The organism is Actinoplanes siamensis, from assembly GCF_016862395.1.
GTDB classification, from domain to species: Bacteria; Actinomycetota; Actinomycetes; order Mycobacteriales; family Micromonosporaceae; genus Actinoplanes; species Actinoplanes siamensis.
In genome coordinates, this window is the sequence record NZ_BOMW01000027.1 from 85,232 (window position 1) to 96,240 (window position 11,009).

Below are 11,009 nucleotides of genomic sequence, written 5' to 3' on the forward strand. Positions count from 1 at the left end.
CCCGCTCACCCGCTCCGGATCGGGGCCTGCCCGCGGGACAGTCCCCGCTAGGCGCGGCCCCGCGGGAGGCAGCACTTCTTGTACTTGCTGCCGGATCCGCACCAGCACGCCTCGTTGCGCTCCGGCGGCCAGGCGACCGCCGCCTGCCGGCGGGCGTAGGCGGACCGGGTCTTCGGGTCGGCCGGGTCGCCGTCGGCTCCGGCGGCGCTGGCCAGGCCGTCGACAGTGCCGGTGCGCAGCGTCACGGTCGGCCCGCTGGTGAGCGCCCGCTCCAGCCGGGCCCGGTGCTCGTCCCAGGTCGCGCCGTACGCCTCGGTGAGCGCGGGCCACCGCTCGATCAACCTGTCGAACTCGGCTCGCGGCCAGAACACCAGGTCCTCGGCGGCGGCGGCGGCCGAGGCGTTGGCCAGCCGGGTTTCCAGCTTGTCGGCCAGGTTGTCGTGGCTGTCGTGCGGCAGGCCGAGCGCGTGCCGGGTGCGGTGACGCTGCTGCAGCAGGAAGAAGAGCAGGCCGGCCTCGTCCGCGGTGGACGGCTCGGCGGCGGTGCCGCGCTCGGCCAGGGCGGCCTTGACCGCCTCGGTGAGCCATTCCTCCGCGGTCCGGTTGCGGCCGCCGACGGTCAGCGCGGCACCGATGTACGCCGCGGCGTCGGAATGGCGGGTGAGCAGCGGGCGCAGCGGCTCCAGCTCGGCCATCGCCTCGTCGGCGCGGCCGGAGCGGAACAGGATCCGGGCGCGCAGGGCGCGGGCGGCGCCGGCCTGGCTGTCGTCGCGGGCTCCGTACGCCTCGACGGCGCGGTCGGCGTAGCGCAGGGCGGCGTCCAGCCGGGAGCGGCTCTCGGCGATCTCGGCGGCCAGGGCCAGGGCGAGGCCGGCGTCTTCCTGGTCGGCCAGCCGCCCGGTTTCCACCGCGTCGGCCAGCGCGGCGGCGACACCGAGCGGGTCCGCCGCGCCGAGGGCGGACTGCCGGATCTCGGTGAGGTCCGCGCTGGTCAGGTCCGTAGTAATCAACACGACGTCACGGTACTTCGATTCGTACCACCTCGGCCCTTGATCTGGATCTCACTTCAGCCGCGGGGCGCGACTCCCGGGGAGGCCACTGCTGGATGCCACGGCAGCCGCCCGGCGAAGGCCGCCGTGGCGCCCGCCGCCGTCAGACCCGGCTGGCGCCGCCGTCGGGCGTAGAGCCACCGACCACGCTGCGCCGCGAGCGGCAGGACCGTGGTGGCGATGCCGAGCAGGGCTGTACCGATCGGTTAAGGTGAGCTGCGTCACGAGACGCAACGCGGTGCACGCGGCGACCGGCGTCGGCCGCGCGGCCCTGCACGCCACGGTCGGCCTCGCCCCGCGCGCCGTTCCGCGCGCCTGACGGTCCATGTCCCTCACCGATCCCCGCCCGGCGCCGGAAGGCCGGCGGGCACGCCGGAGACGCCCGCGGGAAATTCCGCGCGATCGCCACCCATCCGGGCGGGCGCCGGCTCCGAATAACGCCTCGGACGAGCAGGCGTGAAGGGCGGATGAGAGATGGCGGAGAGCGGCACGAGCCGCCGGGCGGACCACCTGGTCCCGGTGCCCGGTCCGGACGCGGAGCCACCGGCGGTCGCCGACGAGCTGTTGCGGGCCGTGGGGCGCGGGGACGAACAGGCCTTCGGCAGGCTGTACGACCTGCTCGCGCCCCGGGTCTACGGTCTGATCCGGCGGGTGCTGCGGGACCCCGCGCTTGCCGAGGAGGTGACCCAGGAGGTGCTGGTGGAGGTGTGGCGCCGCGCGGCCCGGTTCGACCCGGCGCAGGGATCGGCGAACGCCTGGGTGTTCACCATCGCCCACCGGCGGGCGGTCGACCGGGTCCGGGCCGAGCAGAAGGCGGCGGACCGCACGGTGCGAGCCGGTGCGGCGGCGCTGGACAGCCCGTACGACTCGGTGGCCGACGAGGTGTCCGGCCGGCTGGAACGCCGTCAGGTGCGGCACTGCCTGGACGCCCTCACCGGGCTGCAGCGCGAGGTGGTCACCCTGGCCTACTACCAGGGCCACTCGTATCCGCAGGTGGCGGAACTGCTCAAGACACCGCTGGGCACGGTGAAGACGCGGATGCGCGACGGCCTGATCCGGCTGCGCGACTGCCTGGGCGTGGAGGCGACGGCGTGATCGCGGACATTCATTCTCTGGTCGGCGCGTACGCGCTGGACGCCGTGGACGATCTGGAGCGGGCCGCGTTCGAAAGGCACCTGGCCGAGTGCGAGTCGTGCCGGGCCGAGGCCGCGGAACTGCGGGAGACCGCCGCCCGGCTGGCCGACGGCGCCTGGTCGGTGCCGCCGCCACGGCTGCGCGATGCCGTGCTGGCCGAGATGGCCGAGACCCGGCAGCTGCCGCCGGAGACCGTGAGGACGCCACGGTTGCGCCGGTCGCGCCGGTTCCTGCTGACCGCCGCGGCCGCCGTCGTGGTCGCGGCGGCGGGGGCCGGCACGGCCGTCCACGTGATCGACGATCAGCGGGTACGGGACCAGGAGGTGGCCGCCCGGGCGGCGAGTGACCGCGAGGCTCAGGTCCGGGCGATCCTCGCCGCCCCCGACGTGGTGCTGCGCGGCCAGGAGCTGCGGGACGGCGGCCGGGTCACGGTGGCGTACTCCCGGGCGCGCGACACCGGGGTGGTCCTGCTCGCGGCCGGCGCCCCGGCGCGCAGCGGGCAGGTCTACCAGTTGTGGACGGTCCGCTCCGAGGTGCCGGTGTCGGAGGGTGTGCTCGCCGCCGGTGAGTACTCGGCAGTGCGCATCGTCCGGGGCATGTCGTCCGCGTCAGTCGTCGGCGTCTCGGTGGAACCGCCCGGCGGCTCCGCTCGCCCGACCGACATGGTGGCCGGCGTGAAAATAGTCTGAGGTCCCCGGACGGCGCGACCGGGGGCTGGCACACCATCCCGGTCACCGTCGCCGGATAGGCGCGGCCGGCCGGCGCTGAGAGGTCCCTCACGCGGGCCGGCGCGCCGCCCGCTCCCGGCCGCGCCCGGGGACGACATGAATGATCTCTGCCTCTAGGCTCGCGGTCGTCCACCGACGCGACGACATCCATGGGGAGAGATGTTGCTTCACAACCTTCGCCGCACCACGGCGGTCCTGGCGCTGGCCGGGATCGCGCTGGCGCTGGTCCCGGGCTCGGCGCAGGCCGACCGCGGTCCGGTCGGCCAGGCGAAACCGACCACCAGCATCACCTTCCGGCCCGGGCAGGGCGACGTGCTGGTCGCCGCCGCGAAGCTGGAGAACCTGGCGGCCGGCGAGTCCCGGCGGCTGCACGGCCGCCTGGAGGCGGTGAGCTCCACCACGACGGTGGTGGCCATGAACGCCACCATCCGGTGCTTCGCGGACGAGGCCCGTACGCAGCAGATCGGCGTGGTCTCCACCTCCTCGCGCAACCACGAGGGGTCGGACGCTCCCTACGCGGTCACCGGCCACCTCCCGCTGCTGGTCGACAAGCTGTTCACGGCGCCGTCGGCCGGCACCTTCCACTGCGGCCTGTTCGGACGCACGGACAGCACCAGCAACTCCGACTACAACCTGGCGGTCGTCACCGGCGGCAAGTCGTACCTGGAGTACAGCCTCCAGGACCAGCCCGGCGCCGGCTGGTGGGACAGCCTGCCGTGCGACAGCCAGGGCACCGCGGCGACCTGCACCTACATCGGCACCAGCACCAAGACCGACACGTTCACGTTCTACGACGACGGCTCGACCGTGCAGAAGTGGGCCTACGCCCCCGGCACGACCGCCGTCCAGGCTCTCGCGAACGTGACGGTCACCACCTGTTACCAGGGCACCGCGTCCTGCAAGGGGGTGCCCGCGGCGGATCAGCTGCCCCGTACCGCGAACAGCTACACCGCCGCGACGTTCCGCATGGACGTCATCCAGCTCAAGACGGACAACTCGCACGCGTGCAAGACCACGTCGACCACCCCGGTCACCAACAAGATCCGGGACGACGCGCACCACTACACCGCGAACCTGTCCCTGGCGAGCGTCCCGGTGGACCCGGCCTGCGGGAACCTGTTCCTGCTGCGGGTCTACATCAAGCACGTCTCCGGCAGCCCTCTGAAGATCGACGGCCACCAGAACAGCACCTCGCTGGCCAACGGCATCATGATGAATCTCTGACGAGAGGCCACTCCGGTGGTCCCGCGGGCGGCATCTGCCGGCCGCCGGACCACGATCGGACGCCGGTCGCGGCACCTGGTTCAGGAGCGCCGATCGCCAACTCCCCCGCCGCCGCCGGCAACGCCGATCCAGGCGACCCGGACGCGCCCGCGACACCGCGACGCGGGCTCCGGGAGGGCCGGGCACCGGGCCCGGGATGGGTAAACTCCCGGATCGCGGCGCCCGGTGCCGGCGGAGGGGGAGACAGTCGACATGAGCATGCCGCTACGCCCAGGGGATCAGACCCGGCTCGGCCGGTACGAACTGATCGGGCGACTCGGCGAGGGCGGCATGGGGACCGTGTTCCAGGGTCGCGCCCCGGACGGCCGGCTCGTGGCGATCAAGATGGTGCGCCCCGAGTTCGCCCACGAGGGCGAGTTCCGGGCCCGCTTCCGCAGCGAGGTGAACCGGGCCCAGCAGGTCCCGCCGTTCTCCACCGCCGAGGTCCTCGACGCCGATCCGGACCACGAGCCGCCGTATCTGGTGGTCGAGTTCGTCGACGGCCCCAGCCTGGCCGCCGAGGTGCGGGACAACGGGCCGCTGTCCGGGGCCGCGCTGCACGGCGTCGCGGTCGGCACCGCCACCGCGCTCACCGCGATCCACGGCGCCGGGGTGATCCATCGCGACCTGAAGCCGGGCAACGTGCTGTTCGCCCGGGGCGGCATCAAGGTGATCGACTTCGGCATCGCCCGCGCGTTCGAGGCGACCAGCCAGCACACCCGGACCGATCAACTGGTCGGCACGGTCGCCTACATGGCGCCGGAACGGTTCGACCCGGCCGGCGGACGGGCGGTCACCACTGCCGCGGACATCTTCGCCTGGGGAGCGGTCATCGCGTTCGCCGCGACCGGCCGCACCCCGTTCGCCGCCGAGTCGGCGGCCGCCACCGCGATGCGCATCCTCACCCAGCCGCCGGAGCTGTCCGGACTGCCGCCGTCGCTGCGCCCGCTGGTCGAGCGCAGCCTGGCCAAGGACCCGGCGCGGCGCCCGAGCGCCCGGGAACTGCTCGACCGGCTGCTGGCCGGCGCCGCCGCTCCGCCGCTGGCGGCGGACACCGAGATCGTCCCGGTCCCGGACCCGCGCCGGCGCACCAGGACCGTGGCCCTGGCCGCGATCGGCGTGGTGCTGCTCGCCGGCGTGGGGATGGTCGCGGCCCGGTTCCTGCCGCACGGCAGCCGGACCGGCGCCACCGCGCCCAGCGCCGGTGTCACCTCGGCGCCCGCACCCGAGGCGCCGTCGGCGGCGGCGTCCCTGACGGCCGCCGAGCGGCTGGCGTCGATCATGCGGGGCCACCGCCGGACCCTGATCCACATCGCCGAGGCCGACCGCGACCTGGCGTTCGACTCCGACCACCTGGAGGTGACGGCGGGCGACGGCACGGGCGCCAAGTCGGAGTTCGCGCTCGTCCCGATCGGCGTCGACTTCCTGATCCGCTCGCTGCGCGACCCGTCCGGCTCGCCGGAGGAGTGCCTGGGCGTGAAGATCGTCCCGGACGAGTCGGCCCGGCTGGTGGGGGCCGAGTGCAGCGCCACCGACGCCACGGTCTTCTCGCTGTCGCGCACCACGGAGACCGACGACAAGAAGCGGCCCACCTACTATCTGCGCAGCGAGCGGTACGGCTTCGTGCAGTGGAGCCCCACCGACAAGGTGCTGTTCGTGGAGGAGATCGGCGACGCTCCCCCGCTGTCGGCCTTCAGCTTCGTCGACCGCGGTCCGCTGCCGTCGCCGAGCTGAGCCTGGGGCGGATCAGCGGCGCGGGCCGTGGATCTCCTGGTGCAGCCGTTCCATCCGCTCGTCCAGCCGTGCCGCGTCCTCGGCCGCGGCGGCCAGCTCGGCGCGCAGCGGCGCCGGCACGTCCGCGTCGTGCTTGTAGTAGATCTTGTGTTCCAGGCTGGCCCAGAAGTCCATCGCCACGGTCCGCAGCTGCACCTCCACCGGCACCGCCACCACCTGGTCGGACAGGAAAACCGGGATCTCCACGATCAGGTGCAGGCTGCGGTACCCGTTGGCCTTGGGCTGGGCGATGTAGTCCTTGGTGGTGACCAGGTGGACGTCCGGCTGGCGGGTCAGCATCCGCGCCACGGTGTAGACGTCCGACACGAACCCGCACACGATCCGGATCCCGGCGATGTCGCGGACGCGCGACCGCAGGTCGTCCACGGTCATCGGGCACCCGATCCGCCGGGCCTTGGCTGCGATGCTGGCCAGCGTCTTCAACCGGGGGCTGACGTGCTCGATGGGATTGCCCCGCCCCCGGTGCGCCAACTCCTCGGCCAAGATGTTGATCTTCGTGCCGATCTCCGCGAGACCGAATTTGTACACCATGAGGAAGGGGGTGAGCTCGGCTCGCAGATGGTGCGGAACCTCCGGCTCCGGGCTGGTGAAGAGCAACGGCTGCAGCCGAGCGACCTGTCGGCCCCCCTCTCCGAGGCGCCCCGTACCGGGATGCTCGGTGGTCACGATCTGTCTCCTCGGTGCGCCCGGTGCCACGGTACCGCCCATCGGCACTTCCCGGCGGCAATGTAGCGGACCGCCGCGAGGGCCGGTGGCGACCCGGGCGAACCGATCGCCTGATCGCCGGGCCGGGTCCCGCCGTCGACCGGCGCAGGCCCGGCCAGGACCCGGACCGGGCCGGCGGCGAGCCCGCCGGGCCGTCAGGCGTCCAGCGCGCTCAGGGCGCCTGGGGCGGGGGCCGGCTCGGGGGCCGCCGGCGGCTCGGCCGGGATCGCGGCGATGCCGGCCAGGATCAGCAGGCCGCCGGTGATCTGCAGCGCAGTGAGCCGCTCCCCCACCACCACCCAGGCGAGGACCGAGGCGAACACCACCTCGAGCAGGCCCAGGAAGGAGGCGAGCCGGGAGCCGAGCCGGCTGGAACCGTAGATGCCCGAGGCGTACGCCACGGCCGTGCCGAAGATCGCGACGACGCCCAGCGGCACCCACCACGGCGCCCGCGCCCCGAGCAGCGCCACATCGCCGAACGTGGCGCTCATCGGCACCACTCCGGCCACCCCGGCGAGGCCGAGCGCGACGGCACCGAGCAGCAGCCCCACGCCGGCCAGGGCGACCGGCGGCAGCCCGTCGGCGGGACGGGCGGCGACCACGAAGTAGACCGCGCAGCCGATCGCGGCGGCGAAGGCCAGGGCCAGGCCGGCCGGGTCGACGGCCTGCAGCGCGCCCGGCCCGATCACCAGGACCAGGCCACCGACGGCGAGCACCGACCCGAGCAGCACGGCCGGCCGCGGCAGGCGCCGGGTGATCAGCCAGGTCCAGAGCACCAGCAGCAACGGTGCGAGGTATTCCACCAGCAGCGCGGTGGAGACCGGCACCCGGCTGATCGCCGCGAAGTAGGCGAGCTGGGTGAACGCGACGGCGACCAGGCCCATGCCGGCGATCCGCCAGCGGGCCCGCCACAGCACGGCCCCGTCGCCGCGCACCGCCACCAGCACGAACGGCAGCAGCAGGAGGCCCGCGGTGAAGGCGCGGGCGGTGACCGCCGCGGCCGGTGACCAGCCGGCCTCGAGCAGCGGCTTGATGAACGCGCCGGATGTGCCGAACGAGGCGGCCGAGATCACCGCGGCGGCCAGACCGGAATGCTGCGGTTTCACGGCGAACCCTCCGTCATGGACTAAGTTGTTTATGCCCCTGACGCTAGGCTCGGCTGAGTGAGGAGTCAAATTGCTTTTTGCCCCTGACACGGAAGAGGCGCTCGAGTTCGCGGCGGCGCTCGCCAACACCGAGGCCGGCGCCTCCCGCTCCGGCGCCGACGAGCTGGCGACCGTGGACCAGCTCGCCGCGATCCTCACGGAGATCCGCTACTCCGGCCGCATCGACCACGACGAGGCCGAGCTGGCGCAGGTCCGGCAGGCGCGCGCGCAGATCCGCTCGGTGTGGACGCTGGACCGCGACGAGGCGGTGACGGTGGTCAACCGGATGCTGCGGGAGGCGCGCGCGCTGCCGTACCTGACCCGGCACGACGGCTCGGACTGGCACATCCACGCCACCGCCCCGGACGCCCCGCTGGCTGAACGGATCCGGGTCGAGGCAGCGCTCGCCCTGATCGACGTCATCCGGATGAACGAGACCGCCCGCCTGCGCGTCTGCGCCGCCGACGACTGCACGGGCCTGTTCGTCGACCTGTCCCGCAACGGCTCGAAGCGCTTCTGCACGGTGCGCTGCGGCAACCGGATGAACATGATCGCCTTCCGGGCCCGCCGCGCCGGGGGCTGATCGGTCCCGCGCCGGCTCCTGCGGTCAGCAGCAGCACCGGGGTCAGGACGGCGTCGGCACCGGTCCCGACGGCGTCGCGCAGTTCGAAGCGATCAGCGCCCGGCCCCGGGATCGGTCAGTGCAGAAGCGCCCCGGCCAGTGCGCCCGGCTCCGAGAACATCGGCCAATGTCCGGTCCTGATCTCACGGTAGACCCACTCGCCCTCGGTCATCAGGCCGAAGGCCGGGACCTGCGCCGCCATCTCCCGCAGCCGCGTCTCCGGGAAGGAGCAGAGGATCGCGGTACGGGGCACCGCCTTCCAGGCCCCGCCGTGCCGCACCGGGTCGGTGGCGGTCGCGGCCGGCTGCGGCCGTCCACGCTCGCGCACCACCGCCCAGTCGAAGCCGGTCGCGCCCGGCGGCGCCCGGTCCGGAACCGGGATCATGCCGCCCGGCGCCGAGGGCCGCGCCCCGTCGAAGTCGGCCTGCGACATCCCGTCGGGCAACGGCCCCGAGTCGACGTAGACCAACCGCGAGATCCGCTGCGGCACCCGGTCGGCCGCTGCCGTCACCACCAGGCCGCCGTAGCTGTGCCCGACCAGCACGACACCGTCGAGCCGCTCCAGGAGCCCGACGAGCCGGCCGACGTGATCTGCCACCCCGGTGCCCGGCGACAGATCCGGCGAGATCTGGTGCACGTCGTGGCCGGCCGCCCGCAGCGGCGCCGCCACCTCGTCCCACGCCCAGCCGCCCAGCCAGAATCCCGGCACCAACACATATGTCGTCATGTGCGGAACGGTAGGCGCCATTGCGGCCAGTTCCCGGCCGCTACGGCACCGTGCGGCCGGAACCGTCCGTCGCCGCCGGCCGGCGCGGCGAAAGCGACCCGCCGCCGGACGGCGGCGACCGGCGAGACCGGCGGCGAGCCGGGACACCCCTGGTCACCAGCCGGTCAGCTCCACTGGCCGGGCTGGTAGCCGCCGGCCGGCTGCTGCGTGATCACGTTGAGCCGGTTCCAGGCGTTGATCGTGGCGATCAGCGAGACCAGCGCGGCCAGCTGCTCCTCGTCGAAGTGCTTGGCGGCGTTCGCCCACACGTCGTCCGGGACGCCGCCGGCCGCGTCGGCGATCCGGGTGCCCTGCTCGGCCAGCTCCAGCGCGGCCCGCTCGGCGTCGGTGAACACCGTCGCCTCCCGCCACGCGGCGATCAGGTTCAGGCGCACCTGGGTCTCGCCGGCGTGTGCGGCGTCCTTGGTGTGCATGTCGATGCAGAAGCCGCAGCCGTTGATCTGGCTGGCCCGGATCTCCACCAGGTGCGCGGTCGAGGCCGGCAGCGTGGAGGAGGCGATCGCGCGGCTGACGCCGAACAGGTTCTTGTAGACCTTGCTGCCGACCTGGCTGGCCTGGAAGTCGATACGAGCGTTCATGGTGGTCCTCCTTGCCGTCGTTGCGGTGTCATGAGCAGGACGGGGCAGGCGGGCCGAATGTGACGACAAGACGGCCGATCGTGACGACGGTCTCCCTCCACGGAACTCCCCGGGCCCCGGGTGCCGGGCGCTCTCCGGGACGCCCCGGCCCATCCGGGTCCCGCGCTGGTCGCGGTGAACCCGGACGAACCGCCGCTGCCCGGCAAGGTCACCTACGAGCAGGCGAAGAAGTTCGCCGCGTCCTGGCTGAAGGGACAGCCGCACCGGGCGTCGACCGCCGGCACCCTGTTCCGCGACAGGATCCAGCGGTTGCGGGACTGACCCGGGCCGGCCCGGTCAGCGGGCGAGCAGGGCACGGAGCTCCCCGGCGACCAGCTCGGGGGCCTCCTCGGCCATGAAGTGACCGCAGCCGACCGGCACGTGCCGCAGGTCCGGCGCCCACGCGCGCCACCGGGCGGCCGCGTCGAAGCCCAGCGCCGAGCCCCAGTCCTGCTGGAGCACGGTGACCGGCATGGCCAGGGTGCGGCCGGCGGCGCGGTCGGCCCGGTCGTGCTCGACGTCGATGCCGGCCGACGCCCGGTAGTCGGCGACTATCGACGGGACCGCGGCGCGGCACGCGTCCAGGTAGGCGGCCCGCACGCCGGCCGGGATCGCCCGCGGGTCGTTGGCCCACAGGTCCAGGAAGTGCCCGAAGAAGTCGTCCGCGCTGGCCGCGATCATCCGTTCCGGCAGCCCCGGCGGCTGGGCCATCAGGTAGAGGTGGAAGCCGACGGCCGCGCTGGTCCCGTGCATCACCTCCCACATGTCCAGCGTGGGCAGCACGTCGAGGGACGCCAGGTGGGTGACCTTCTCCGGGTGGTCCAGGCCGGCCCGGACCGCCACCAGCGCGCCGCGGTCGTGCCCGGCGAGCGCGAACCGGCCGAAGCCCAGACGGGCGGCCAGCGCGACGACGTCGGCGGCCATGGTGCGCTTGCTGTAGGTGTCCGGGCCGTCCTCGGCCGGCTTGTCGCTGGCGCCGTACCCGCGCAGGTCCGGGCAGATGACTGTGTGGTCGGCGGCCAGGTCGGCGACGACGTGCCGCCACATCAGGTGGGTCTGCGGGAAGCCGTGCAGCAGCACGACCGGGCTGCCCGAGCCGGCGACTGCGGTGGTCAGGTGGACGCCGTCGGCGACCGGGACGCGTACGTGCTCGAAGGTCATGACG

The 11,009-nt window shown here is 73.8% G+C and carries 12 protein-coding genes; 6 read left to right on the forward strand and 6 right to left on the reverse strand.

From position 1 onward, the window contains the following. Window positions 1-47: 47 nt before the first annotated feature. Complete coding sequence (locus Asi03nite_RS14965) at window positions 48-1,013, reverse strand: SEC-C metal-binding domain-containing protein (protein ID WP_203680249.1); 966 nt, start codon at window positions 1,011-1,013, stop codon at window positions 48-50. Between the two features lie 510 nt (window positions 1,014-1,523). Here Asi03nite_RS14965 and sigK point away from each other — a divergent pair. The 4 genes from sigK (at window position 1,524) to Asi03nite_RS14985 (ending at window position 5,908) form a co-directional block, all read left to right on the forward strand. Continuing rightward, on the forward strand, window positions 1,524-2,144 hold the full coding sequence (sigK, locus tag Asi03nite_RS14970; protein ID WP_203680251.1) for an ECF RNA polymerase sigma factor SigK: 621 nt from the start codon (window positions 1,524-1,526) through the stop codon (window positions 2,142-2,144). Next, window positions 2,141-2,872 (forward strand): anti-sigma factor, encoded by a 732-nt coding sequence (locus tag Asi03nite_RS14975; protein ID WP_203680253.1) that lies wholly within the window; start codon window positions 2,141-2,143, stop codon window positions 2,870-2,872. The genes sigK and Asi03nite_RS14975 overlap by 4 nt, the downstream gene beginning before the upstream one ends. Before the next feature lie 198 nt (window positions 2,873-3,070). Next, window positions 3,071-4,135, forward strand: a complete 1,065-nt coding sequence (locus Asi03nite_RS14980; RefSeq protein WP_203680255.1) for a hypothetical protein — start codon at window positions 3,071-3,073, stop codon at window positions 4,133-4,135. A gap of 252 nt (window positions 4,136-4,387) precedes the next feature. Further along, window positions 4,388-5,908: a serine/threonine protein kinase gene (locus Asi03nite_RS14985; RefSeq protein ID WP_203680257.1), complete on the forward strand. Its 1,521-nt coding sequence runs from the start codon at window positions 4,388-4,390 to the stop codon at window positions 5,906-5,908. A 12-nt stretch (window positions 5,909-5,920) separates the two neighbouring features. On the opposite strand, the gene Asi03nite_RS14990 is transcribed toward Asi03nite_RS14985, so the two are convergent. Both Asi03nite_RS14990 and Asi03nite_RS14995 read right to left on the reverse strand, forming a co-directional pair. Continuing rightward, entirely contained in the window at window positions 5,921-6,634 is a 714-nt protein-coding gene (locus tag Asi03nite_RS14990) for a GTP pyrophosphokinase (RefSeq protein WP_239102691.1), read from the reverse strand. Window positions 6,635-6,828: 194 nt separating this feature from the next. Next, complete coding sequence (locus Asi03nite_RS14995; RefSeq protein ID WP_203680259.1) at window positions 6,829-7,779, reverse strand: EamA family transporter; 951 nt, start codon at window positions 7,777-7,779, stop codon at window positions 6,829-6,831. Between the two features lie 70 nt (window positions 7,780-7,849). Here Asi03nite_RS14995 and Asi03nite_RS15000 point away from each other — a divergent pair, with 70 nt between their 5' ends. Continuing rightward, window positions 7,850-8,401, forward strand: coding sequence for a CGNR zinc finger domain-containing protein (locus Asi03nite_RS15000; protein ID WP_203680261.1), 552 nt, complete (start codon window positions 7,850-7,852; stop codon window positions 8,399-8,401). Between the two features lie 115 nt (window positions 8,402-8,516). On the opposite strand, the gene Asi03nite_RS15005 is transcribed toward Asi03nite_RS15000, so the two are convergent. Then, entirely contained in the window at window positions 8,517-9,167 is a 651-nt protein-coding gene (locus tag Asi03nite_RS15005) for an alpha/beta fold hydrolase (RefSeq protein WP_203680263.1), read from the reverse strand. Between the two features lie 164 nt (window positions 9,168-9,331). Next, a complete protein-coding gene (locus tag Asi03nite_RS15010) occupies window positions 9,332-9,805 on the reverse strand; it encodes a carboxymuconolactone decarboxylase family protein (protein WP_203680265.1) in 474 nt (157 codons plus the stop codon). A 120-nt stretch (window positions 9,806-9,925) separates the two neighbouring features. Between Asi03nite_RS15010 and Asi03nite_RS15015 the strand changes: the two genes are divergently transcribed. After that, entirely contained in the window at window positions 9,926-10,126 is a 201-nt protein-coding gene (locus tag Asi03nite_RS15015) for a hypothetical protein (RefSeq protein ID WP_239102692.1), read from the forward strand. A gap of 15 nt (window positions 10,127-10,141) precedes the next feature. Here Asi03nite_RS15015 and Asi03nite_RS15020 read toward each other — a convergent pair whose 3' ends face one another. Further along, the gene (locus Asi03nite_RS15020; protein WP_203680267.1) at window positions 10,142-11,005 is read right to left on the reverse strand and encodes an alpha/beta fold hydrolase; all 864 of its coding nucleotides are present in this window, start codon (window positions 11,003-11,005) and stop codon (window positions 10,142-10,144) included. Window positions 11,006-11,009: the final 4 nt, after the last annotated feature.